Genomic DNA, 26,455 nt, shown 5'->3' on the forward strand with positions numbered 1-26,455 from the left:
TACCATTATACCATACCTCGTAGGAACAGTTCGACGGTTCTTGTGAGCAAAACAAGGAGATTCGCTGACATGTATAAAAGAATCGCGATTTCGTTTCTCGTTAGTCTATTAGGGCTTACACTTTTGCTGACGCCCCTGCAAGCTGAACGGTCCGAGACCATATATTACGAAGATCAGGTTGCCGTTCTGATGTATCATCACATCCATGAGACAGATAAGAGCTCAAGCACAATCACAAGTGCCCTGTTCCAGAATCAGTTAACAACACTACTGAGCAAAGGCTATCATTTTATTTCTTTAGATGAGTTCAAAATGTATATGGCAGGCGCAACGGTTCCCTCTAACGCTGTGCTAGTCACGTTTGATGATGGGTATCAAAGTTTCTACACTGGGGCTTATCCGATTCTCAAAAGCTTGCGCATACCCGCTGTCAACTTCGTCATCACGACAGATCTAGCGAATCCGTTGGCCTCATATATTCCTTCAATGTCCAAGGAACAGATTAGTGAAATGACCCATGCGACCAATTTCATTGACATTGGCTGTCATACGGACAACCTGCATCATAAGAATCCAGATGGAGAAGCAGCGTTAGTTGGCAAGCTCGATGGCGAGAACGATGAGGCCTACAAACAGCGTGTTGCCGCTGATGCGGAGGCTTGCGTCGGCAAGCTGGCACCGCTGACGGAGAAGCCGCTAGACGCGATGGCGTACCCGTACGGCATCGTGTCGCCTGAGGCGACAGAGCAAGTGAAGAAGGCGGGCATCCGCTTCGCCTTCACGATCTCGCCCGAGATGGCGACGCGCAGCGCCGATCACATGTTGATCCCGCGGATCAACGCGGGCAGCCCGAACATCACGCCGGAGCTGCTGCTGCGCTCGATCCAGCGCCGGACTGAGGCGCAGCGTGACGGCGCGCCGCTGCGCGTGGATGCGGCAGCTGCCGCCGCGCAGCTCGGCGGCAGCGCTGTCGCTGAGGGCGGAGAGCTGCGCCTCCGCCTAGGGCAACAGGCATTCACCCTAGGGGTGAATGCCAAGACCGCGACGCGCGGCGACGGCGCGCGCGTCCGGCTGCGTGAGCCCGTGCTGCGCGAGCACGGGCTAGTAACGATCGCGCTTGACGATCTGCAAGCGCTGAGCGGGCAGCCGCTCGTCTACACCCCCGCCACCGGCAAGGTGGCTGTTCGGGTGGCGCCGAGCGTGAAGTAGTGCATAAGGGGCAACACGTTTTTCACGTGTTGCCCCTTATTTTTTGGCTATCAGGACTAACTACTCGTATTATCCACCTATCCCACTTCTATCACCACTCGCTACTCCAATTTCCGACTACACCCACGCCTATCGCCACTCGCTCGCACAAGCTACTCGAATTTATCATCTAACTACGCATAAGTTACTCCTCCCGCACCAAATAGTCCGAAATAACCGAACTATTCTCAGGTGCCGCATCACTCAAGATTAATTAGTCAGAAAAAGCCTAACTAAATCGATCCCAACCCCTCCACCAAAGGAAAAATGGGATAATTAAGTCGACAAAATCGGACTAATTGGCCTATTTCAAAAGCAATTCTCGCTTTATTTCGGTGATTTCGGACTAATGATAGTTCCTTCGAAGCTGGACGTTCAAGCACTTTTTTCCACACCGCGGTTAAGCTCGAAGTTGTAGCGCAGTTTATCAGGAAAGAATACAACAGCAAGCAATCAGGTTCTAGCCTTCTATTCTTTATGCACTCCGAACGCCTCCCAGCACGGTGCTATCGCGGCATGCGGTGCTCGGTCACGCGTCAGATGTCAAATCTCGTTCCTAGCTTCTTCCCCACTTCGACTCCCACATTTATTGACTTCAAATAGGTGAAGTGTTATACCTGTTAGGGGACAATAATTTACGGAATGCATACGCTCCGTTTTCGGGAGGAACTTACGATGAATCATCACTTTTTTGCTTACTTATATCGTCTCAAATATATCGACCGCTGGAGCCTCATGTGGAACATGCGCCGCGAGAATGTAGCCGAGCATTCCTTCTATGTTGCTTCGATTGCACATATGCTGTGCACCATCTCCAACGAAGTCTATGGTGGGAATGTACCAACCGACCGCGTTGTCTCTATCGCTCTGTTCCACGACGCTTCCGAGGTGCTCACAGGTGACATCCCTCAGCCCGTCAAACACAACAACGAGCAAATTCTGCGGAATTTCCGTGAAATTGAAGACGTCGCTGTAGAAAGACTGATCGGCACTATCCCACCAGCGCTAAGCAGCATCTACCGCGGCCTTATACAAGAACCTGACCCTGAGCTTTATCGTTGGGTGAAGGCCGCTGATCTGATCGAAGCCTACATCAAATGCTTAACTGAGCTCTCTACTGGTAACCGTGAGTTCGTTGTCGCCAAACAGCAAGTGCTCGACAGCTTGAAGAAGATGAACATGCCAGAAGTCGATTACTTCTTGGAACATATGAGCGCTTCCTTCGAAAAAACGCTGGATGAAATCACGCTGGATATCGCAGACCCGAGCGAATAAGACCGCATTGGAAGATTATCGCTCCAAGCTGACTACTAACAGGAAAAACTCCATCTACTTCTACCGTTTTCACCTCATTTTTTGAAATAGATGGATTTCATGTAGTTAATTTAGTCGATATGCATCCAATTTTCCGAAAAGCCTCAGATTAGCTGTACAATTTCCATTTACTGCATGAATCCCATTGTTTCCTCCAAATTTAACTGTAAGAAATCCATTTAGTTGGCCAGTAGTTGATAAGTGCCTATCCCTTATCACCCAAACAACAAAGAACCTCTTATCCCGCATGAACCATGCGAAATAAGAGGTTCTTATGTATCCTTATTACTATGCCAAAATTTGAGGATTTGTCATAATCACAATAGCTAGAATAACTGCAATGGAAGCAATCCAGCTAAATGTTTTAATTTTCGCAGCGTCTGCTGCTGTATTTTTACCTGCCGCACTGTTCGCTCTCAATTTCTTGATACGACCGCCAATCATGCCTGTAACTGCCCCCACAATTACAAGTAGAATGATAGCGAGTGCCATCCATAAACCTGAGAAGCTACCTTCGCTGACCATCGCTCCTCCAGAGATGAAGGTGACAATCAAAGAAAACTGGCCAATACGATTCAACGTTGACAATAATCCCATGAAGCTTTCTTGTCCTGCACCGGATAAGCTGGCTGCTCGTCCTACAATGAAAGGGAAAACAACATAAGATCCAAGCAATAAAGCACTAATTACGTGTAAAAAAAGCATTACGTGTTGTACTGATTCTGGCATTGAGTCGACCTCCGCAATTTTAATTAGAATCGTTCTCTTTTAGTATACAGAATCAGAATGTAGGTAACAAGAAAGCGATGTCAAATTCCATACAAATTCACCATATCTCCATAAAACTGTGACTAAATAAGCAGAAACACCCCCTAATCTCCCTTCGTAAGATTCGAGCATTGACACGGAAAGACCTATCGATCCTTCAATATCCCTTCATTGGTGCATCTCAATAAAAAAAGACCAGCCTCCTAAGATCTAGGAAACTGGCCCATCTTGATTTAACCTGCCACTACTTTAATAACATTCCGTACGGATTCAGCTGTTTTGTCCAGCGCTGACTTCTCAGCATCTGTCAATTCGATGTCCATAATTTTCTCGATGCCGTTCGCACCCAGAACTGTCAGAACTCCCATGAACAGATTGTTATATCCGTACTCGCCTTCAAGCAGCGCGATTGTCGGTATGATTCGCTTCTTATCTTTCAGGATCGCTTCCGTCATCTGCACAAGCGACGCCGCTGGTGCGTAGTATGCACTACCGTTACCAAGCAGGTTAACGATTTCGCCCCCGCCAGTGCGTGTACGCCCCACGATAGCTTCGATGCGCTCAGCTGAAATCAGCTTCTCAATCGGCACACCGCCGGCGTAGGTGTAACGCACAAGCGGTACCATGTCATCACCGTGTCCACCGATAACAACACCCTTTACATCCTCCACGGATACGTTCAACTCTTGCGAGATGAATGTTAAATAACGGGCAGTATCAAGTACACCGGATTGACCGATAACGCGGTTTTTCGGGAACCCTAGAGCCTGGTAAGCGACGTAGGTCATGGCGTCAACAGGATTACTCAAAATGATTACAATGGAATCTGGCGCAACTTCCTTCACGTTCTCACAAACGGATTTGACGATACCCGCATTTGTGTTAACAAGATCGTCGCGGCTCATTCCCGGCTTTCGAGCAATCCCTGCCGTAATAATGACAATGTCGGAATTGGCTGCATCCTCATAACTGGATGTACCTGTGATTTGAGCGTCAAAGCCTTGCACAGGACCTGCTTCAAGCATGTCAAGCGCTTTTCCCTTAGTAGGGTTTTCTAATTGCGGAATATCGAGTAGAACAACGTCACCAAGTTCTTTTTGAGCTAGCATTAGAGCAGTAGTAGCACCTGTGAAACCCGCGCCAACAACGGTAATTTTATTACGACGAATAGCCATTTAAAATATACCTCCTCATAATCTTCAGTCTAACTCAACGATAGGTACGAAATTAAGCCATGTTTTTGATGATTTCGTTTGCGAACTCGGAGCACTTGATTTCTTTCGCGCCTTCCATCAAACGTGCGAAGTCGTAAGTAACTGTTTTGTTGTTGATGGATGTTTCCAAACCTTTGTAGATCAATTGAGCTGCTTCCAACCAGCCAAGGTGCTCAAGCAACATTACACCGGAAAGGATAACGGAACCTGGGTTAACAACGTCAAGACCAGCATATTTAGGAGCTGTACCGTGAGTTGCTTCGAAGATCGCGTGACCAGTCAAGTAGTTGATGTTAGCTCCTGGAGCGATACCGATACCGCCAACTTGTGCAGCTAGTGCATCAGACAGGTAATCACCATTCAAGTTCAATGTAGCGATTACGTCGAAATCCGTAGGACGTGTCAATACTTGTTGAAGCGCGATGTCAGCAATCGCATCTTTTACGATGATTTTGCCAGCAGCTTCAGCATCTTTTTGTGCTTTGTTTGCAGCTTCAGCGCCTTCTGCTTCTTTAATACGGTCATATTGTGCCCATGTAAATGTTTTATCCGCATATTCACGCTCAGCCAACTCGTAACCCCAGTTTTTGAACGCGCCTTCTGTGAACTTCATGATGTTACCTTTGTGTACCAATGTTAACGTTTTGCGGCCATGTTTGATTGCGTACTCGATAGCTGCGCGAACCAAACGCTCTGTACCTTCGGAAGATACTGGCTTAACACCGATACCTGAAGTTTCAGGGAAACGGATTTTGTTAACGCCCATTTCATTTTGCAAGAAAGAGATTACTTTCTTAACTGCTTCGGAACCAGCTTCCCACTCGATACCTGCGTAGATATCTTCTGTATTTTCACGGAAAATAACCATGTCAACCAACTCAGGACGTTTAACTGGGGATGGAACTCCATTGAAGTAACGAACTGGACGGGAACATACGTAAAGATCAAGCTCTTGACGAAGTGCCACGTTTAGGGAACGGATACCGCCACCGATTGGTGTAGTAAGAGGTCCTTTGATAGACACGATGTATTCACGCATAGCTGTTAATGTATCGTTAGGCAACCAGTTGTTGAATTTGTTGAATGCTTTCTCACCAGCAAATACTTCATACCAAGCGATTTTCTTTTCGCCTTTATATGCTTTCTCAACTGCAGCATCTAGAACACGAACGGAAGCTGCCCAGATGTCAGGACCTGTACCGTCACCCTCGATGAAAGGGATAATTGGGTTATTAGGGACTTGAAGTACACCGTTTTCGATCGTGATTTTTTGTCCTTCTGTTGGTAGTTCGTAGTTTTCGAATTGTGGCATGTGAATAGTTCCTCCTCAAATTTGTATGAAAATGATATCTTTTTCTATATGTTGTGCATGACTAGGCACACAAAAAGTGACGGGTATTACAGCACTCCCCCAGATACCTGGGGCACAGTACCGAACGCCCGCACTTTGAGCTTAAGAATTAACAATTAGCGTTGGCCAATTGGAATATATTTTTGGTTAACTGGACCTGTATACTCTGCGCGAGGACGAATCAGACGATTGTTCTCGTACTGCTCAAGAATATGAGCGGCCCAACCGGAAGTACGGGAGATCGCGAAGATCGGTGTAAACAAGTCACGTGGGATCTCTAGCGTCGTGTATACAGATGCGGAGTAGAAATCAACGTTCGGTTTCAAACCTTTAAGACCTGTTACCAACTCGTCTGCTTTAATGGACATTTCGTACCATTTCAGGTTACCTGTCAATTTGCCAAGCTCATAAGACATTTTTTGCAAGTGCTTTGCACGAGGATCCCCGTTTTTGTATACGCGGTGACCGAAGCCCATGATTTTGTCTTTGCGCTCTAATTTGCCGTTAATGTACGGAACAACATTCTCAACTGTACCGATCTCTTCAAGCATAACCATAACCGCTTCGTTCGCGCCACCGTGAAGTGGTCCTTTGAGCGTGCCGATTGCGGACGTAATACCAGAATAAATGTCAGTCAATGTTGCTACAGTTACACGGGCAGCGAACGTGGAAGCATTCAACTCGTGGTCAGCATGAAGTACCAATGCTTTGTCCAACGCTTCGATAGCAACTTTATCTGGCTCTTTACCTGTCAGTTGGAACAAGAAGTTAGCAGCAACAGATGAATATCCTGGGGAAGCTACTGGCTCTTTGCCTTCACGTATGCGTGAGAAAGCCGCGATAATTGCTGGAATTTGCGCTTGCAATTTGATAGCTTTACGTACATTGGATTCCGAACTTGAATCATTTGCTTCCGCATCATACAGAGCAAGTGCAGAAACTGCTGTACGAAGCGCAGCCATGGAATTCACATCTTTCGGGAATGCACGAATCATATCAATTACCGCGTCGGGTACTTTGCTGTATGCGTTCAGGTCGCTTTGCAATTTCTCAAGTTCAGCTTGAGTAGGCAATTTACCGAACCAAAGTAAGTAAATAACTTCTTCAAAAGTCGCATTTTCTGCGAGGTCATCAATATCAATCCCGCGATACGTAAGCACGCCATCTACAATGGAGCTGATCGACGAGGTTGTGGCTACAATTCCTTCTAAACCTTTGGTTGCAGACATGGGAATCTCTCCTTAGCTACTCTATTAGCATAATATTGCTGTTTTCTTCTCTTAATAATAAGGTATTTTACTCGTTAAGTGAACAAATGGGGTCATAGAAGTAAATTATCACTACCATAGAAAATCTTTTTGGCGAAAAATTTTCGCGTTTTTTGAACTCACTGGTTCCGAACACACGATACAAGTTTTTGTTAAATTCCTCGAATTAATGCAATGTGTACGGAAAAATTTGTAGACATTGTGCGAGATTGATACAATGTAAGGAATGTATCCGTGAAATTAAGTTATAAAGGAGCGACACAATGAGCAACCTTGCAACTAGGATTGGCATCATCGATATCGGATCCAACTCCATTCGACTTGTCATTTATGAAATAAATGCGCATGGAGCATATCGCGTCGTGAGCGAACATAAAGATTCCGCTAGACTTAGCGAACGTATGGGTCAAGATGGCATCTTACATAACACAGATATTATTTCAATCGTTCCTATCTTAACCCACTATGCCAGGTTATGCCAGTCTCAATTTGTTACAACCGTTCGAGCCGTAGCTACTGCAGCTGTTCGAAACGCTGCCAACACGTCAGAAATCGTCCGGATTCTTGAAGAACAAACAGGACTCACAATCGAGGTGCTGAGCGGGTTTGAGGAGGCTCGGTATGGCTATTTAGGCGTCATTAATTCCATGGATATCCGCGATGGCATGATTATTGATATTGGCGGTGGAAGTACAGAAGTTTCCTTCGTCAAAGATCGGGAGCTCGTGCAAAGTGTCTCTTTTCCCTTCGGAGCTGTGAACACCACTCGTCAATTTATGAAAGGCGATAATCTAACGGATTCTGAGATGGCTGATATTCGTAAAATGGTACACGAGGCCGTAGCTTCACAGTCATGGATTATGAATTCACCCTATCTTCCTATGATTGGACTAGGCGGGACGATTCGGACACTTGGCAAAATGAGCCGCAAACGTAATAGGTACCCCCTTCAACTTGCTCACAATTACGTTATGAAGCCTGGTGAGCTTCAAGAATTCTCAATACTTTTATCCACGTTAACGATTGAAAAAAGAAAGAAGATCGATGGCCTCTCCAAAGAACGAGTGGATATTATGGTGCCTGGGCTACTTATTCTAGAGACGATATTCGAAGCCGCGCAATCCTCATCATGTGTCATAAGTGGATCTGGCTTACGCGACGGCTTATTCTTTGAAACCTATAACCCGAAGCAGCCTGTAAAGGTTAACGTATTGGAAGCTAGCATTCAGAATATCCTGATGCTCCACCCGAATGCAGCTCTCCCCCATGTTCGGCACATTGACACCTTTGCGATGCAATTATACGACGCGCTGGCGCCATGGACAGATTTAGAAACACGCGGCAGACTGTTGCTTCACACAGCTGCTCTTCTGTACCGAATTGGCGTGAGCGTCCATTACTACCAGTTCCTGAAGCACACGGAATACATGATTCAAGAGGCGCACATTGACGGCCTCAGCCATCGAGAGATTGTTATCGTATCGCTAATTGCCACTTTCAAAACAAAAAATCGGACCCAGCAGCAGGCACTTGTATACAAGGACCTCTTACTGGAATCCGATCTTACCTTGATCATCAAGTTAGGTGCTTTACTTAAGCTTGCTATAACTATGGATGCCAGTGAGACACAGCCCATTCAAACCTTACAGATCGACAGTTCTGCAACTTCAATGAATCTCACTATGCATTACACGCACAAGCCTTATTTGGAGCTTAAGGAACTTAACGCAATCACCAAGGATTTCGAAAAAATATGGGAACTCAAACTTTCTACTCAAGACGAAGTTTTTTCCAAGAAGTAATTCGCATCGCCTCGAACTGGCTCCGATAAGGGGTCAGTTCATTTTTTATGCGCGTATACATACCATTAGGCATGAGTTCCCGTGCTTTGACATTATCATGAAGTGTCACATTGAGAATTTGAATCATCATCTTCTTCATATCTCCGTCCAGAACAGGGCACATCAACTCGATTCGCCGAGTCAAATTGCGCGTCATCCAATCTGCTGAAGACAGATAGACATCGACATCTCCGCCATTCTCGAAATAGTAAATCCGGGAATGTTCCAAGAATCGGTCTACAATACTTCGAACAGTAATATTCTCACTCAGACCAGGCACACCAGGTCTCAAGCAGCACACACCTCGAATGATAAGTTCAATTTTCACGCCAGCTTGTGACGCTGCATATAGCGCATCCACCATTTCTTGGTTAGATAAGGAATTCATTTTCGCAATAATCTGCGCTGGACGGCCTGCTCTCGCATGCTCTGATTCACGTGCGATAAGCTCGAATAACTTATCCTTCAAATCCGTTGGCGCGACAGCAAAAGATTGCCAATCATGAGGTGCCGAATAACCGGTAATTTCGTTGAAAAGTGCAGAAGCATCTTCGCCAATCACACTGTTCGATGTGAATAAACCTACATCCGTATAGAGCCGCGCTGTACTGTCATTGTAGTTCCCTGTTCCAACATGAACATAACGACGAAGCGTATGCTCTTCCTGACGAACGACAAGTGTAATTTTGGCATGTGTTTTGAGTCCTACTAGTCCATAAACCACGTGGCAGCCCGATTTCTCCAGCATTCGTGCCCAAGCAATGTTCCGTTCTTCATCGAACCTCGCCTTCAGCTCAACGACTACCGTAACTTGTTTACCAGATTCTGCGGCCCTAGCCAAAGCTTGAATGATCGGCGATTTGCCACTTGCCCTGTATAAGGTCATCTTGATAGCCAATACGTGCGGATCATAAGCGGCATGGACGATAAAATCCGTCACTGCGTCAAAAGTTTCGTACGGATGATGAACGAGCACATCTTTCATTCTGAGAATATTAAAAAATTCTGCCGAATTAGCTGTATCTTCAAACTCTACAGGATATTTGGCCACAACGCGCGGATAGCGCAGATTATCGTAGCCGTTCAGAGTGTTGGCAAGCTTCATAAAGTATGTGATATCCAAGGGTCCATCAATCTCAATGATTTGTTCCTCAATCTCAAATTCATCCTGCAATTGCGCCAGCGCGTATGGATGGATACCCTCTTGGACCTCCAGTCTCACAGGAGAGCCCCAACGTCTGCGTCTAAGCTCCTTTTCGATCTCTTCCAGTAAATCCTCTGCTCCTTCTTCATTGAGCGTTAGATCCGCATTTCGCGTTACTCGGAAGCCATGCACAGAAATAGGAATGTAGCCACTAAATAAGGACTGAATGTGATGCTCAATCAACTCTTCAAGAAGAATAAACTCATTCTTTTTGCTATTAGTCCGGGTAGGAACAGGAATACAGCGAGATAAATTGCTAGGAATTTGAACAATAGCGAAGTAAGGTTCCTCGTCCAGATCCTCCCCCTCACGCACTAACAACACGGCCAAATATAAGGATTGATTATGTACAAGTGGAAACGGACGACTCTGATCAACTGCCATTGGCGTGAGTACGGGAAAAATAATATCATGATAATACGCGTCCATGGCTTTTTTCTGAGACGTGTTCAGATCTTCATATTCCGTAAAAACGATGCCTTCCTTCGCTAGATGCCTCGTTACTTCTCGATACGTCTTGTACTGCTCCGTCACCATTTTCGCTGTACGCTTCATAATTCGCTTAATGAGTCCTGCCGGTGTGTACCCCGTGAAATCCTTCTTAGTATAGCCAGCCTTTATCTGATCCTTGAGTCCTGCGACACGAACACTCATGAATTCATCGAGGTTGCTCGATACGATCGATAGAAATTTCACACGCTCTAGCAGTGGTGTACTCGCATCCTGCGCTTCCTCAAGCACACGCCAATTGAACTCGATCCAGCTCAAATCACGATTTAAGTACTTGGTTGAAATCTCTTTGACTTCTTTGATTTCCTTGAGTTCTTTCAGTTCTTTCAGTTCCTTAACATCCTTCAGTTCTGGTTCGCGCGCAATACTCATAAATCCTCCAGTATTATTCCATTTTTAGTGATTTAATATCTTCATTGTACTATGCGTGTTAGGGGGGCGACAATCCAATACCCCTCATTTCACTATATTAAGATTTTGTAAAGATGATGATATTTCCGTATTTATCCATGTTCGTGTTACAATATAATGACTTGAAACAAGGAGTGATTCCTACCATGGGTATCCTAAATCCGCGACTGGTTCACCAAATTTTCAGGGGCATATGGGTGGCCATAATTCTGTTCTTAGTAGCCATTGCCTTTTACTATATCATTCCACTCATTTATCCTTTTATTTTTGGTTGGATTATTGCACTTATGCTCAATCCGTTAGTTAATTTTTTTCAATTCAAATGTAAGCTTCCCAGATGGCTGTCTGTCTCGTTATCCATGATTTTATTCGCTGGTGCAATGGTTACCATTATCACTTTGCTTGTAGCTAATATTGTTGTGGAACTTGGCTCCCTTGCGGATACAATTCAACTTCAAATTAACCGGTGGGTCGAAGAATTTAACGTATTTATTAATTCCGTCACCTTTCAACAATGGATTGAGCGCGTGAATGAGTTTTTTGAAAATAACCCGAAATATCAGGAGACCGTTAATACCAATCTCTCTTCCACAGCTGGTTCAATTGCAGACGTAAGTAAATTGGTCATCACCTATATTTTTGCAGCGCTCAAAGCTTTCCTAACCTCATTACCCAATATCGCTACGATTACAATCATTGTTATGTTGGCTACCTTTTTCATCAGCAAGGACTGGTACGGACTCATAAAGCGCTATAAGGGCATCTTCTCTGATGTGATTGTCAAAACGACCAAATTGATTCGAACAGACCTGCAGAAAGCGTTGTTTGGCTATTTAAGGGCTCAGTTGATTCTCGTTTCGCTCACTGCACTCGTCGTTATTATTGGCTTGCTTGTTCTCCGAGTTGATTACGCGATCACGATCGGCCTATTAACTGGTTTAGCTGACTTGATGCCGTACCTAGGAACAGGCGCTGTTATGGTACCATGGATCCTCTACGTTTTCTTCGCGCAAGGTAATATCGTACTTGGCATTGGTCTGAGTGTCCTATATGGCGTTATTGTGATCGCGCGGCAAATTATGGAGCCTAAGGTATTAGCCTCATCGGTCGGCCTTGATCCACTAGCTACACTTATTGCCATGTTCGTAGGGTTGAAATTATTCGGGCTACTTGGACTCATCGTCGGACCCGTATCCCTTATTCTCATCACCGCGTTCTATCGGGCACGAATTTTCCATGATATTACAGCATACATACACAAAGGCTCGGCACCTCCTGAATAGGAGGCTGACCGAGCCTTTCGTTTACATATTCCTTATCTGCGATTAATGATGTGCATCTTGCCTTTACCAATTTGTCTACGAATGATGGCTAGCAGCATAACTTTGAATATCGGCCTCGTGTAGGGAAAGACGAGTAGGAAACCTAGGATATCTGTTATGAATCCCGGTGTAATAAGCAAAATCCCACCAAGGAAAATACAGATCCCATCAAGGATTTGCTGCGCTGGCAACTGCCCCTGCGACCACTCAAACTTCGCATACTCCATTACCTTCCGTCCCTCGCGCTTCGCAAAGTAAGCACCCAAGAAGCCGCTCGCTATGATTAACAGGAAGGTCATCCAACCTCCAACTAAATGTCCAAGCATGATTAGAATGGTAATTTCTACTGCAGGAACGAGAATTAAAATAGCTATAATCCATCGCAACATAGGTTCAGCCTCCGTCTTCAGTATACTTCATAATGAGCTGCCACAACTCCGGCGCTTCCTTATCTATACGTACTGGCTTCCAAGAAGGATTCACCCAAACGTGATGGGATGTTCCGGTAACTAGCAATTCTTCAGTGAGATCGTCATGAATTCTGCGAATTTCATAGGCAAATTGCAATCGAACACCGCTCATTTGCGACACCCGTGTGTAGATGCCAATCCGGTCATCGTATCTAGCGGGCTTTTTGAATTTGAGATCGGCTTCCGTAACGGGGAGCAAGAGTCCCATTTCCTCTATTTTACGATAAGGATAACCTAACGATCGAATGAGCTCTGTTCGTCCGATTTCGAACCAAGTCAAATAGTTGGCATGGTACACGACCCCCATTTGATCCGTCTCTTGATAACGCACACGCAGCTCTTGCTGATGCCACCGTTCTTGAGTCATGGTGTTTCCTCCCACTATCACTTGGTGAGTCCATTATACCATAGGTACGGTGTATATCCTTCATTGTGTGGTCTACTACATAACGATTACTGATGCTGTTGCCTTGCCACTTCCCCAACCCCAACTCCAACCTCCACCTACGCCTATGCCTCTGTAGCCGCAGCCAAACCTTACTCCACCGCCACAAACAAGTTAAATGGATTTTATGTAGTTATTTTCGCTGATTCTCTGTATTCGAGAGCTTTAGATGGATTTTCTACAGCTAATTTCCTGTAAAACCCACGAAACCATCAATCTTGATCAGATTAGCTGTACTTTTTCCATCTATTCGATAATTCTCAGAGAAATCAGTGAAATTAACTGTAGATTTTACATTTATTTGGAAAGCATGCTACTCAATTGACCATACTTCTACTCCTTCATCTTTACCTTCTACGATTACAGCCAAGTAGCCCAAATTGAGCTAATCTTAGCTCTACAGCGGAAGAGGGAGCGATATGGAGCAGAAGCGGAAAAACGCAAAAAAGAGTGAAGCAAGATAACTCTCGCTTCACTCTTCGTTATACCTTACAGAACGCTCGCTTGACCTGAGTAGATAACGCCTACTTCTGGGTAAATGGACACTTCTGTACCGTCTTTGATTAATTCAACTGCATTTTCTACGCCTACGATGACTGGGATACCAAGGCTTAGTGCAACAACTGCCGCGTGAGACGTGATACCGCCAACTTCGGTAATCAGGGCAGAAGCTCTTTGAACAGCCGGCATGTACTCTTTGTCCGTCGAAACTGTTACAAGCACAGCTCCGTCTACCATTTTGGCAAGAGCCTCTTCAGGCGTACGTGCCGTTACGACAGTACCTGTCGCTGTTTGCATGCCAATGCCTGTCCCTTTTGCAATCATCTCACCAACGTGATGAACTTTGATCAGGTTCGTTGTTCCAGAGCGGCCTACTGGCACGCCTGCTGTGATCACAACGATATCACCAAGGGAAACAAGTCCTGTTTTGATGGAACTATCCACCGCAAGGTTGAATAGCTCGTCCGTTGTTTTCGCTTGTGTTCCCAGTACTGGGATAACTCCCCAAACAAGTGATAAACGACGAATCACTTGCTCGCTTGGTGTAACTGCGATGATCGGCGATTTCGGACGATATTTGGATACCATACGAGCTGTGTAGCCACTTTCAGTAGCTGTCAGAATCGCTTTAGCGCCTAGTTCTAGTGCGGAGTTCGCAACCGCTTGTGAGATCGCTTCAGTCACAGTCACTTGTTGCGCTTGTGCTTGGCGTAGGAAGATTTCTTTATATTCCAAAGCCGCTTCTGCACGCTCAGCAATACGAGCCATCGTTTCAACGGATTCAACTGGGTATTTTCCAGCCGCTGTCTCACCGGACAACATTACAGCATCCGTTCCGTCGAATACCGCATTCGCTACGTCACTTGCTTCTGCACGTGTAGGACGCGGATTACGTTGCATGGAATCGAGCATCATTGTAGCCGTAATAACCGGTTTACCAACGATGTTACATTTTTTGATCATTTGCTTTTGAACAACTGGCACGTCCTCAGCTGGAATCTCAACACCAAGATCTCCACGAGCAACCATCAAACCGTCGGAAACTTCAAGAATTTCGTCAAGGTTATCAACGCCTTCTTGGTTTTCGATTTTGGAGATAATTTGGATATGTGAAGCGTTATGACGCTCCAACAATTCACGAATTTCCATAACATCACTTGCTTTACGCACGAAAGAAGCTGCGATGAAATCTACACCTTGTTCGATACCAAACACGATGTCATTCGCATCTTTTTCGGTGATGCCTGGAAGGCTAATTTTCACGCCTGGTACGTTAACGCCTTTTTTACTTTTGATCGTTCCGCCATTAACAATACGGCACTCGATTTCAGTTCCACGAATGTCAACAACCGTAAGACCGATCAAACCGTCATCGATAAGAATCGTCGATCCGACTTTAACGTCACGCGGCAGATCCGAGTAAGTAACAGAGATACGATCTGCATCCCCGAGAATTTCTTCTGTTGTTAAAGTGATGTGCTTGTCCTGAACAAGCTCAATTGGCTCTTCTTTTAGCTTGCCTGTACGGATTTCCGGTCCTTTGGTATCAAGCAGAATTGCAGCTATTTTACCTGTCTCGGCGGATGCAGCGCGAAGGTTGCGGATACGTGCACCGTGCTCTTCAAAATCTCCGTGGGAGAAGTTAAGACGAGCGACGTTCATGCCCGCTACTAGAAGTTTTTTCAAATTCTCTTGTGATTCGCTTGCTGGTCCAATGGTACAGACAATTTTCGTTTTACGCATGGTTACTGTTACCCTCCTGAGTGAATGTGAACCGACCGATATCTCTAAATTTGCGGTAACGGTCCTCGAGCAGCTCCCCTTCGGTCATACTTAGCAATTGCTGAAGCTGTTCCCAGATCGCTGATTTAATATGTTCGGCTTGTGTTGCTAAATCCCGGTGAGCGCCGCCCTTGGGCTCCGGTATGATCCCATCGATAACACCGAGTTCAAGGATGTGATCAGCCGTAATTTTCATAGCTTCTGCCGCGTGTAATGCTTTAGACGCATCTTTATAAAGAATTGAAGCCGCGCCTTCGGGACTAATAACCGAATAGATCGCATTCTCCAACATTAACACCTTATTGCCTAAACCTAATGCAAGAGCGCCACCACTGCCGCCCTCTCCGATAACGATACAAATGATCGGCACACGAAAAGAGGCCATTTCCAGCAAGTTTCTGGCAATCGCTTCTCCTTGACCGCGTTCTTCAGCAGCATTCCCAGGGAATGCCCCTTTGGTATCAATAAAAGTCACAATCGGACGCTTAAATTTATTAGCTTGACGCATCAAACGCAGCGCTTTACGGAATCCTTCTGGGTGCGGACATCCGAAATTTCGTAAGATATTGTCCTTCGTATCTTTCCCTTTTTGGTGACCAACAACCGTCACGGGTACCCCGTTCAGTTTCGCCAGACCCCCAACGATGGCTAAATCATCACCATATAAACGGTCTCCATGAAATTCGATGAAATCCGTAAAAATCGTATGGATATAATCGATTGTCGTCGGTCTTTGCGGATGACGTGCTAATTGCATTTTTTCCGCAGACGTCATGGTTGTATACAGTTCATCCTCTAATTGCGCATATCTTTCTTCTAAACGTCGAATTTCCTCTGAAAAGTCAATTTGCTTCTCTGCGCCAAATTTACGCAGCTCGGCAATTTTGCTTTTGAGTTCCGCCAGCGGCTGTTCAAACGGCATTTCACCCGGCATAAGTCGCCTCCTCCTTCGTCCCGTGCATGTCAAGCAGCTTAATTAACGTCGGTCTCATATCCTTGCGGCAGACGACCTTGTCGAGCTGACCATGTTCGAGATTGAATTCAGAAGTTTGGAAATTATCCGGAAGTTTCTGCTTAATCGTTTGTTCAATAACACGGCGACCGGTAAAACCAAAAGAAGCAGCCGGCTCTGCAATAATAATATCGCCAAGCATCGCAAAGCTCGCCGAAACCCCGCCGAATGTCGGATCTGTAATAATAGATATGAATAATCCGCCATCCTCGCTAAGCTTGGACAATGCTGCACTTGTTTTGGCCATTTGCATAAGGCTAAGAATACTTTCTTGCATACGTGCGCCACCAGATGTGGAATAAATGAGAATCGGAAGCTTTTTCTCAATCGCAATTTCGACGGCTCTCGTCATTTTTTCACCAACAACAGAACCTAGCGAGCCTCCCATAAAATCAAAGCTCATCGCAGCAACGATAACCGGATATCCGCCAATTGTTCCTTGACCCGTCATAATCGCATCCTGAAGCTTCGTTGCATTCTTGGCTTTGTCCAACTTCTCGACATAATCAGGAAACTGCAAGGGATCTTCGGAAATCATATCCGCATCAAATTCTATAAATTGACCTTCATCGAGCGTTAGTTGGATTCGTTCGGATGCGCTTAAACGATAATGATAACCGCAAGACGTACACACTTTTAGATTCTTCTCAAGCTCTTTGCTTGTTTGAATCGTGCCACACTTCGGACATTTATTCATTAAACCCTCAGGAATCTCTCTTTTCGTTCTTTCGGAAGGAATCGTTGCATATTTTCGCTTTTGAAATAAATCCTTTAGCACATTTCCACCTCTACTTGGCTATGATCTATATTCCCTGACAAGCCACGTTTCTTAGTTCTACTTTAACTATCTATGTAAAATAGAATTGAGCACTTCTTGCACTTCTTCTAGCTCCCCTTCGGGAACAACAATTTCAAACTGATTCTTGGATAAAGAGATGCCTCGTACTTGAACCAGAAAACCTTCTTCCGTCAGCCTCTGTTTAATCCGCTCTGCAATTTTCGCAGTAGGAGCTATATAGATCACCGTCCACATGAATAAACCTCCTATGACGTGCAACTACAAACACTAAGGCAACTAAGCTATGACGATAATAACATCCTTTATACCCATAGGAACACACAATGCAATAATGATAGCATAATTTCACTTTTGCCCGCAACAGAGCAGATTCTTGAAACGAAATAAACGACTACACAGTCCACTATGGACGTGAGCGTTTATCTAGAAATATAGCAGATTTATTATGTGAAACATATAATTTCTATATTTAAAGTAAAGCCTGAACTATTTGGGTTTAGTCCAGACGTTGTTTGGAGCTATAATCAGGCGCATGCTCATTTTGGTGAGCGATTCTGGCTGAGGCTGCTGCTGCCAATCCACAAATTAAGTCGTCCAGAAAAACATGCACACTGCTGCGATCATCGTTCAGCGCCCGAATGATTCCTATTTTTTCCTTATCCAAATAACCGAAGCTGGTTAACCCAATCATCCCATACACATGCACTATCCCAAGTGCTAACGTCTCATCTACCCCGTAGAGAGGCTCATCTACATCAAGAATCGATTGCAGCGGTTCTGGCAGCATCTTCTTCTCGGCTAATTCATCCAGCGCAATCCCTGTATAGAGGGTATATTGCACTTCGCGTTTGGAAAGTACTGCCAGCACACTGTCTACACATTCTTGAATCGTGAGTTGATCATTATACGGCTTCTGCAGCTTGTATACAATTTCTGAGACTTGATCCACGGACACACCGCGTCTCTGGAGCAGCTGGATCATGTGTTGTTCGGTCATAAATCCTCCTCCTAGCAATGGGATGCTGAATATGAATAAGAAAATCCGGGTTCCTATTCATATGCGAAGGAAGTCATATTTACCACAAGAAACACTAGAACAACAAGTAAAAACAACGATATACTTTTTAGCCTGGCCCTCCGGGCGGCGGGCGCTTGCGCACAAATATTGTGCGCTAGGAGCAGTTTCCCTCCAACGAAGTGGTAGGAATGAATATTTACATATATATCAAGTGGTGCCTGATGTCAGAAATAAGTGGAAAATGCCCTAACTCAGCAGTAAGACTACAATTTAACCTGATAGCACTCGTTAAATGGCTCCGATAAAGGAATTCTCATTTCACTCGAACGGAATCTTTGCCCATAATCGTCTCGATCATGCGTGTTAAGTCCTTGTTGGGATCGACCCGGTACTGATCGCTTAAAGCCAGGAGCTTGTTGCTTCCCTCATAGAAAAGCGCAACCGCTAGCTCGCCCTTGTGCAGCTTCAGCAGCGCCTTCAGCTGCTGGAGCTTATCCGGCTGCTCGCAGTCAGCCGTGATCTTGACGAACACCCGCTGCGGCTTCGCCTCCGAAGCGGCAGGCTCTGGGCGGCCCGCTGCCGGGGCCGCCTGTACTGGAGCGGCGCTGCGCGCGCCGCTCTGCGGGGCAGCCGAGCGCGGCGCACGATCCCTGACATCGTCAGGGGATCGTCTGCCCGCAGGCTGCCGGCGAAGCCGCTGGACGGCCTCTGAGTCGTCCAGCGCAGCCAGCTGCTCCGCGAGCAGCTTGGGCGCGTCCTCGTCCTGAAGCTGCAGCTTCCCGCGGACGAGAACGAGCCTGCCCTTCCCTACGAGCGGAGCCGATTTCTTCCAGGTCTCGGGGAACAAGACCACCTCGACCTTGTCAATGCGATCCTCCAACTCCATGAACGCCATCGGATCACCTTTTTTGGTGACGATGGTCTTATTCGAGAGGATCATCCCGGCAACCAGAACATCGCTATGATCTGGTAGCTCTGTCAGCTGATGGAGCATCACAGCATCAAGCTCTGCTAGCTGTTCCGTATAGGCATCCAATGGATGACCTGAGATGTACATGCCAAGGAGCTCTTTCTCCAGCTCAAGCTGCTTCGTTTGCGGCATCGGAGGGATATTCGGTACTTCCACCTCCCAATTCGGTTCTTCAACGAATCCGAACAGGTGAAGCTGGAGATCGTCCCGTTCCTTGCGCCATTTCGTAGCGGAAGCGATCGTTTCATCCAGGATGGCAAGATGCTGCGCGCGATGACCGCCAAGCGAATCGAAGGCCCCGCCTTGAATGAGGGATTCTACCACGCGTTTATTACATACACGGAGGTCGACCCTGCGGCAGAAATCGAGCAAGCTCTCGAACGGCGCTTTCTTTCTCTCGCTAAGAATGGCATCTATAGCTTGCGTGCCCACATTTTTGATAGCTGCCAATCCAAAACGGATCGCGCCTGCACGCGAATCCGGTGTAAACACCGTTCCGCTGCCGTTCACATCCGGTGGCAGGACGGCTAACTTCACGCGTCTACATTCGTCCACATACTCAGCAACCTTGCGGTGATTCCCCATAACGGCGGTTAACATGGATGCCATGAAGTAGATGGGATAATGCGCTTTAAGATAAGCTGTTTGAAAAGCTAAGACGCCATAGGCTGTCGCATGCGCACGCGGGAAACCGTAATCGGCAAAACGCACGATCATATCATACACATGGTTCGCCTCATCCGCGTTAAAACCTTGACGCAAACTTCCCGAAACGAAATGCGTCCGTTCTTCATCAAGGACTTCCCGCTTCTTTTTGGAAACAGCTCTACGTAATAAATCTGCTTCGCCTAAGCTGAAACCTGCCATCGACGAAGCAATTTGCATGATTTGCTCTTGATAGACGATGATGCCGTAAGTGTCCCTCAGAATGGGTTCAAGTGTTGGATGCGGATAAACAACCTCCATTTGTTGGTGCTTGCCAGCAATATATTTCGGAATAAACTCCATCGGACCTGGACGGTACAAGGCCAAGACAGAAATAATATCTTCGAATTGGGATGGTTTCAAGTCCTTGAGAACTTTGCGGCAGCCGGTCGACTCTAGTTGGAATACACCTGTTGTTTCCCCTCTGCTGAGCATTTCATATGTGATATCATCCGAATCCATATCAAGGAGGTCGAAATTAATGTGAACCTCTTCCATCTGGGCAAGCCAATCTACGGTTCGTTCAATAATTGAAAGCGTCCTCAGACCCAAGAAATCCATCTTGAGAAGTCCAATCGCCTCTAAATGCTCCATCGTATATTGGGTAAGCGCCGTCTGAGTCGTCCCTTCTTGCAGAGGCACATAGTGTGTCAGCGGCTCTCGTGAAATGACAACACCAGCAGCATGCGTTGAAGCATGACGCGGCATCCCCTCAACGCGCATGGCCATTTCTAGCAACTCTGCGGTCTTAGGTTGTCTAGCGACCATTCCCTTCAAGTCAGAGCTTATCTCCAGAGCATCCTTCAGGGTCATCCCCAGCTGATTCGGAATGGCTTTCGCCGCTCGATCCACGTCTCCATAAGGGACATTTAGAACACGCCCTACATCTCGTACTGCAGCTTTTGCCGCCATCGTTCCGAAAGTAATAATTTGCGCAACGTGTTCATGACCATATTTGGCTACGACATAATCAATGACTTCATCCCGTCGTTCATCGCTAAAATCGATATCAATGTCGGGCATTGAGATACGCTCAGGATTCAAAAACCGTTCGAATAGCAGCTTATATTGCAACGGATCGACATTCGTAATGCGCAGGACATACGCAACTAAACTTCCCGCAGAGGATCCCCGCCCTGGCCCTGTCATAATCCTTTTCTCATGTGCAAATCGAATAAAGTCCCATACGATTAAGAAATAATCGGAGAAGCCCATGTTCGCGATAACACCAAGCTCATAAGTGAGTCGGTCTTCGGCTTGTTTCTTCATGGGATGGGCCGCATCCTGCCACTCAGGCTTGCTGCCGTAACGCTGTTCCAGCCCTTGTCTGCATAGCTCCTCCAAATAAGCGCCTGCTGTTAAATGTTCTGGGATCGGACGGAAGCTGGGCAGAATCGACTTGCCGAACGTCAGTTCTAAATCACAGCGTGATGCTACCACGGCCGTATTCGCAAGCGCTTCAGGCACATGGACGAATAGACGCCTCATCTCCTCTTCGCTTTTCAAATACATCTGGCTCGTTCCCATCTTAAGCCGATCCGTGTCCTCTACCGTTTTGCCCGTGCCTATACAAATAAGAATATCTTGCATCACATGATCTGGCTCTGTGACATAATGCACATCATTCGTTGCAATCAACGGGATACCGGTTTCTTTGCTCAATTCAATCATGGAAACCATCACTTTTTTCTGCTCGATCATGCCATGATCTTGAATCTCCAGGAAGAAATCGTCACCGAAAATGTCGCGATACCGCTCTGCTGCTTGGCGAGCCTCGTCATACCGGTTATGCAGCAAATGCTGGGAAACCTCACTCCCTAGACAGGAACTGAGGCAAATTAACCCTTCTGAGTGCTGGGATAAATGTTCTAAATCAATACGTGGTTTATAGTGAAAGCCCTGTAGATGTGCGATCGACGTGAGCTTCATGAGATTTTGATAGCCTTTGAAATTTTTGGCAAGCAAAATAAGATGATAAATCGGCTGCTCCTGCCGGGTCCCTTTTTCACGAATGGAACTCGAAGTGAAGTAAACCTCACAGCCAATAATTGGTTTGATGCCCCGCTGTTTGCAAGCTTTGTAGAATGCGATTGCCCCGTACATGACGCCATGATCTGTCAACGCCAGAGAGGTCATACCTAGATTGGCCGCTTGTGTAACAAGCTCCTCCATTCGTGCCGCACCGTCTAATAAGCTATATTCACTATGCACATGCAGATGTACAAACGAACTCATCGCTGGTTCCCCCCTTCTTTCGTGATTTATTCCTTACATTTTATCATAATAGAGCTAGCCAGTCCCATACAGTAGTAGAGAGAGTTTGTCCTCCAACTCAGTAGAAAGGAAGCGATTGGCACATGGCTGGCTTTTGGGCAAGTATTATCATGTATTTCTGTATTGCGTTTGGGGTCGTATTCGGAGGAAGTATGTTGAGCGGCATCGCAGCCGTATTAACCTTACAGTCTCCAACGGAGAAAATGCTGACCATTTCGGAAAATATCAAGATCTGGGCGATGGTCGCTGCGGTAGGCGGTACTATTGATCCAATCCGCTATATTGAAAGTCATGTGGCTATCGGCCATCTCAATCCGGCCATCAAGCAGATAGTCTATATTATCGTTGCTTTTACAGGGGCACAATTCGGTACTGCACTCATTCAAATGATCTGCAAAGGTGGGCATCAGACTTGAGAATCCCTCCTTTTGCAAGATACCAACGACTGCTGGCGAGCTTTGGACTGCTGTTGTCGGGAGCGATCATTGGGAGTGCTGTGTATATGAGTATTCATCAACATACATACAACGAGTTGTATGTACAGTTACATAAAGTTTTGCAGGAAAATCAAGATCTCGAAGATGATATCGCTAGTTTGAAAAAGACCAAAAATAACCAAACCTTAGTCAATGTCATTAATGTTCATCTGCTGCCCAGGAATCAAGACGATCTGATCAGCGAGGATATTCAAAAAGAAATCGAAGGCGATGTGAAAGCTGAACTCAAGCTGGTCATTGGCCAAAAAGCAACCTTCGTGCGGGATTCTCAACCCCTCTACGAGCGACTAATCACACAAAGAACGTATTTTCTTCACGATAAAAAGTATGTTGTCGAGGTCAAATCCATCGTTCTTATTCAAACGGAGTTAACCCTCTGGATTACAGCGCAAGAGAAAAAAACATAGCGTCGGCTGGCCTCTCATCTTGCAATCCCCTCATAAAATCGCTAAAGTTAATTGTAAAATCAATGAAAAGGGACGGATTGTCGCTATGCACGCCATACAACTGACGTTATTCATTCTTATTTGCCTCTTCCTCGCGCTTACATTGTTCTATAGCATTCGCTCACGTCGCGAGCCGGATGCCGCCAAACGAGGCTTGTATACAGCACGCATGAACATTTGCATGGGCTTGATGCTCGTACTCATCGCAGTTACGCAGATCTTCTTCTTCAGTGAATCGAGTTTCCGCCGTATCTTCGGTACTGTGCTCGTATTGATCGGTGTATTCAATGTTTTCGTTGGTATCCGCAATCATGGACACTTCGACCGCTTGCTGCGCTAGATCACTTGGGCGGTTAACATCGCCTTGGAAACTAGAGCTCCCGCATGATAAATTTCTACATCAATCTTGCCAAATTTACGGCTCACCTCAATGATGGTGGGTCGTATTTCTATTTTGGAATCAATCTGAAGCGGCTTAAGGAAATAGGTCGACATATTATCCATAACGAGATCACCTTTCTTATGCTCTTGCACAATGCGGTAGGCCGCCTGCGTCATAAGTGTCGTAAGAACCCCTTCCGAAACCGTGCCTAAATGATTCGTCATCTGCGGAGTAATGATCCCATGAAATTGCAGTTTGCCCTTCTCATCTCTAACCTCTTCCATCCCAGACCAGATTAGATCTTCAAAGGTTTCACCATTTTGCGGCTGTTTTTGGATCGATTGCATAGCTTTTAAGATATCGCTGCGGTTGAGCACGCCAACAATTTTGCGATTGGTATCCACAACTGGCAAAAGCTCAATGCCTTCCCACACCATCATGTGGGCAGCCGATGCGACTGAAGTCTGTGGTGAGACCGTCAAAGGATTGCGTGTCATCAATTTATCAACGGATTGCTGGATGCTCGCGCCAACCATATCTTTGGACGTGACAACACCGATAATGCGATTCCACTCATCGACAACAGGAAAGCGGCTGTAGCCCGTATCCTCGGACATACGCTGCCAATCCTTCAACGTACTGTTCGCCTTCAAGGCGAAGAGTGCTGTACCAGAGGCGAGAATATCTTCGACGAGCATGATTTTCTTTTTGATCAGACGATCGTAGATAGCTCGGTTAATCATGGATGCCACGGTAAACGTGTCATAGCTGCTTGAAATAATCGGCAACTCCAACTCGTCCGCGAGCACTTTGACCTCTGTACTCGTATTAAATCCTCCTGTAATGAGAACGCCAGCGCCTTGCTCAAGCGCACATAAGTGGGCCTTATTCCGGTTACCCACAATCAGTAAGCTGCCAGCCTCAATGTAACGCATCATCGCGTCTTGCTCCATCGCACCGATAACGAACTTGTGCAGCGTTTTATGCAGCCCCTTCGCTCCGCCAAGTACCTGGCCATCCACCATATTCACAACTTCGGCAAATGTCAGTTTATCAATGTTCTGACGAAGCTTCTTCTCCACGCGAACGGTTCCGATCCGCTCTTTCGTTGAAACGAGTCCTTGATTCTCCGCCTCTTTAATGGCGCGGTATGCCGTGCCTTCGCTGACTTCCATATTTTTGGCAATTTTACGTACGGAAATCCGACTGCCTAACTTCAAGTCCTCAATATGCCGCAAAATTTGCTCATGTTTCGTTAATGTATCGACGGAATGTGTTTCCAACTGTTACACCTCATCATAAGTTCCTGTATTAGTCTGTACTACTAGTATAATCATTCTACGGAGTAAGAACAATGAGGTATTGCAAGATGGAAAAGCATCCAACCCTAATGGATTGGATGCTTCTTATTCATTATACCAAACATATGTTCGAAGTCAAAATTCAGCTCATTCTTCGCTTACTTACGGAATTGGAGTAGCTTTCGTCTACCTTGTACAAGCTGTTCCATCTGCCATTTCTTCATCCGATTAATTCGGATTTGCTGCTTGCGTTTCTCTTCATCTACACCTAGAATCTGATGCAAATGCGAAGCGATGATAAGCAAGGCCATCACAAGCCAGATGATACTAAAAATCATCGGCAAGGAGCCCACATCACGAAAATTCAATTGAGGAATGGAATAAAATAACATGCCGACTGCCAAACTCATGTACACGACATTCTTGAAACCTTTCAACCGGATCACACGCCTTTCGTTCATAGTAACCGCGAACCTCGCTCTACCTACTTCCATTGTATGAGACAAGTCGTCGAAATATGAACACATGTGGCGTCGTATGGCCAAGTTTATTCGACTTCGTAGCCTTGACTGCTCAGGAAAGCTTTCATATGCTTCCTTGGACGCTGCGCTTTGGCAGCCATTTCCTTGGACCAGGTTGTATCGACTTTACCATCGGTACGCACGTTCATGTAGTCGCGGATCGTCTCGTCATACGAATCGACCGATGGTGCATTATAAGCATACCGATTCTCGTGGTATACGGCTTCGAGCGGGAGCCGCGGGCGAAGCAGCGGCTCTTGATCTGGCATGCCGATGCACATGCCGAAGACTGGGTACACGAGCTGGGGCAAGCCCAGCAGCTCGGATACTTCCGCGGGCTTGTTGCGCAGCCCGCCGATGTAGCAGACGCCGAGGCCGAGTGACTCGGCGGCGATCGCTGCATTTTGCGCAGCTAATGCAGCTTCGACCGTGGCAATGATGAAATTCTCAGCATTGCCGGTAATTGGCGTGTCCACGTGAAGGTGGGCCACTTCCGCGTAGCGGTGAAGGTCTGCGCACCACACGAGGAACAGCGGGCACTCGCTGACATAAGCTTGATTGCCAGCTAGCTCCGCTAGCTGGCTCTTCAGGTCAGCATCGGTTACATGAATGATGCTGTAAGCTTGCATGTTGCTCGAAGTGGAGGCTGCTTGAGCAGCCTGAAGAATCGCTTCGCGCTGCTCTATGCTGATAGGCTCATTCGTAAATTTGCGAATGGAGCGATGGCTTTTTAGTAGATTAATAATGGCATTCATGAATGGATCCACTCCTTTCATCTCTTTTATATCAGTATCCATGATAATGGAACGATATTCAATTTCTAATCACTTTGTGGCATGTCAGCAGCTGTGGCGGTCGTTGGAAGATTGTAGGCGAAGTTA

23 protein-coding genes are annotated in these 26,455 nt (G+C 46.2%); 7 read left to right on the top strand and 16 right to left on the bottom strand.

Translation table 11 applies throughout. The features are described from left to right. Positions 1–69 precede the first annotated feature (69 nt). Positions 70–1,209 (top strand): polysaccharide deacetylase family protein, encoded by a 1,140-nt coding sequence (locus A8708_RS07310; protein WP_068662832.1) that lies wholly within the window; start codon positions 70–72, stop codon positions 1,207–1,209. A 714-nt stretch (positions 1,210–1,923) separates the two neighbouring features. Continuing rightward, a complete protein-coding gene (gene yfbR / locus A8708_RS07315) occupies positions 1,924–2,523 on the top strand; it encodes a 5'-deoxynucleotidase (protein ID WP_068662833.1) in 600 nt (199 codons plus the stop codon). A 327-nt stretch (positions 2,524–2,850) separates the two neighbouring features. On the opposite strand, the gene A8708_RS07320 is transcribed toward yfbR, so the two are convergent. From A8708_RS07320 to citZ, 4 genes are all read right to left on the bottom strand, one after another. Further along, positions 2,851–3,291, bottom strand: coding sequence for a hypothetical protein (locus A8708_RS07320; RefSeq protein WP_068662834.1), 441 nt, complete (start codon positions 3,289–3,291; stop codon positions 2,851–2,853). A gap of 272 nt (positions 3,292–3,563) precedes the next feature. Next, positions 3,564–4,505: a malate dehydrogenase gene (gene mdh / locus A8708_RS07325; protein WP_068662835.1), complete on the bottom strand. Its 942-nt coding sequence runs from the start codon at positions 4,503–4,505 to the stop codon at positions 3,564–3,566. Between the two features lie 52 nt (positions 4,506–4,557). Next, the gene (gene icd, locus A8708_RS07330) at positions 4,558–5,856 is read right to left on the bottom strand and encodes an NADP-dependent isocitrate dehydrogenase (RefSeq protein ID WP_068662836.1); all 1,299 of its coding nucleotides are present in this window, start codon (positions 5,854–5,856) and stop codon (positions 4,558–4,560) included. Between the two features lie 155 nt (positions 5,857–6,011). Further along, complete coding sequence (gene citZ, locus A8708_RS07335) at positions 6,012–7,124, bottom strand: citrate synthase (RefSeq protein WP_068662837.1); 1,113 nt, start codon at positions 7,122–7,124, stop codon at positions 6,012–6,014. Between the two features lie 302 nt (positions 7,125–7,426). Between citZ and A8708_RS07340 the strand changes: the two genes are divergently transcribed. Next, entirely contained in the window at positions 7,427–8,965 is a 1,539-nt protein-coding gene (locus A8708_RS07340) for a Ppx/GppA phosphatase family protein (protein WP_068662838.1), read from the top strand. Here A8708_RS07340 and ppk1 read toward each other — a convergent pair. Then, complete coding sequence (gene ppk1, locus A8708_RS07345; protein ID WP_082927321.1) at positions 8,934–11,090, bottom strand: polyphosphate kinase 1; 2,157 nt, start codon at positions 11,088–11,090, stop codon at positions 8,934–8,936. The genes A8708_RS07340 and ppk1 overlap by 32 nt on opposite strands. A 236-nt stretch (positions 11,091–11,326) precedes the next feature. Between ppk1 and ytvI the strand changes: the two genes are divergently transcribed. Then, entirely contained in the window at positions 11,327–12,412 is a 1,086-nt protein-coding gene (gene ytvI, locus A8708_RS07350) for a sporulation integral membrane protein YtvI (RefSeq protein ID WP_239696582.1), read from the top strand. A gap of 32 nt (positions 12,413–12,444) precedes the next feature. Here ytvI and A8708_RS07355 read toward each other — a convergent pair whose 3' ends face one another. From A8708_RS07355 to A8708_RS07390, 8 genes are all read right to left on the bottom strand, one after another. Continuing rightward, entirely contained in the window at positions 12,445–12,840 is a 396-nt protein-coding gene (locus tag A8708_RS07355) for an FxsA family protein (RefSeq protein WP_068662840.1), read from the bottom strand. A 4-nt stretch (positions 12,841–12,844) separates the two neighbouring features. Further along, a complete protein-coding gene (locus tag A8708_RS07360) occupies positions 12,845–13,288 on the bottom strand; it encodes an acyl-CoA thioesterase (protein ID WP_068662841.1) in 444 nt (147 codons plus the stop codon). A gap of 567 nt (positions 13,289–13,855) precedes the next feature. After that, positions 13,856–15,610: a pyruvate kinase gene (gene pyk, locus A8708_RS07365; protein ID WP_068662842.1), complete on the bottom strand. Its 1,755-nt coding sequence runs from the start codon at positions 15,608–15,610 to the stop codon at positions 13,856–13,858. Next, positions 15,603–16,583 (bottom strand): acetyl-CoA carboxylase carboxyltransferase subunit alpha, encoded by a 981-nt coding sequence (locus A8708_RS07370; RefSeq protein ID WP_068662843.1) that lies wholly within the window; start codon positions 16,581–16,583, stop codon positions 15,603–15,605. Before A8708_RS07370 ends, pyk begins: the two co-directional genes overlap by 8 nt. Further along, complete coding sequence (gene accD, locus A8708_RS07375; RefSeq protein WP_068662844.1) at positions 16,573–17,439, bottom strand: acetyl-CoA carboxylase, carboxyltransferase subunit beta; 867 nt, start codon at positions 17,437–17,439, stop codon at positions 16,573–16,575. The genes A8708_RS07370 and accD overlap by 11 nt, the downstream gene beginning before the upstream one ends. A 66-nt stretch (positions 17,440–17,505) precedes the next feature. After that, entirely contained in the window at positions 17,506–17,694 is a 189-nt protein-coding gene (locus A8708_RS07380; protein WP_028554922.1) for a hypothetical protein, read from the bottom strand. Positions 17,695–17,956: 262 nt separating this feature from the next. Then, entirely contained in the window at positions 17,957–18,457 is a 501-nt protein-coding gene (locus A8708_RS07385; protein ID WP_068662845.1) for a phosphatidylglycerophosphatase A family protein, read from the bottom strand. Between the two features lie 334 nt (positions 18,458–18,791). Continuing rightward, positions 18,792–22,388 (bottom strand): DNA polymerase III subunit alpha, encoded by a 3,597-nt coding sequence (locus A8708_RS07390; protein ID WP_068662846.1) that lies wholly within the window; start codon positions 22,386–22,388, stop codon positions 18,792–18,794. Positions 22,389–22,510: 122 nt separating this feature from the next. Here A8708_RS07390 and A8708_RS07395 point away from each other — a divergent pair, with 122 nt between their 5' ends. From A8708_RS07395 to A8708_RS07405, 3 genes are all read left to right on the top strand, one after another. Further along, complete coding sequence (locus A8708_RS07395; protein WP_068662847.1) at positions 22,511–22,843, top strand: YtrH family sporulation protein; 333 nt, start codon at positions 22,511–22,513, stop codon at positions 22,841–22,843. Continuing rightward, the gene (locus A8708_RS07400; protein ID WP_068662848.1) at positions 22,840–23,331 is read left to right on the top strand and encodes a hypothetical protein; all 492 of its coding nucleotides are present in this window, start codon (positions 22,840–22,842) and stop codon (positions 23,329–23,331) included. Before A8708_RS07395 ends, A8708_RS07400 begins: the two co-directional genes overlap by 4 nt. 85 nt (positions 23,332–23,416) lie before the next feature. Next, complete coding sequence (locus A8708_RS07405) at positions 23,417–23,710, top strand: YtpI family protein (RefSeq protein WP_068662849.1); 294 nt, start codon at positions 23,417–23,419, stop codon at positions 23,708–23,710. Here the strand turns inward: A8708_RS07405 and A8708_RS07410 are convergent. The 3 genes from A8708_RS07410 to nfsA all read right to left on the bottom strand — a co-directional run bounded on the left by A8708_RS07410 (position 23,707) and on the right by nfsA (position 26,329). Further along, complete coding sequence (locus tag A8708_RS07410; RefSeq protein WP_068662850.1) at positions 23,707–25,035, bottom strand: DRTGG domain-containing protein; 1,329 nt, start codon at positions 25,033–25,035, stop codon at positions 23,707–23,709. The two genes, A8708_RS07405 and A8708_RS07410, sit on opposite strands and share 4 nt — an antisense overlap. A gap of 176 nt (positions 25,036–25,211) precedes the next feature. After that, positions 25,212–25,514, bottom strand: a complete 303-nt coding sequence (locus A8708_RS07415; RefSeq protein ID WP_239696584.1) for a hypothetical protein — start codon at positions 25,512–25,514, stop codon at positions 25,212–25,214. Between the two features lie 86 nt (positions 25,515–25,600). After that, a complete protein-coding gene (gene nfsA, locus A8708_RS07420) occupies positions 25,601–26,329 on the bottom strand; it encodes an oxygen-insensitive NADPH nitroreductase (protein ID WP_068662851.1) in 729 nt (242 codons plus the stop codon). Positions 26,330–26,455: the final 126 nt, after the last annotated feature.

It is taken from the genome of Paenibacillus oryzisoli, assembly GCF_001653565.1.
Taxonomy (GTDB): domain Bacteria; phylum Bacillota; class Bacilli; order Paenibacillales; family NBRC-103111; genus Paenibacillus_E; species Paenibacillus_E oryzisoli.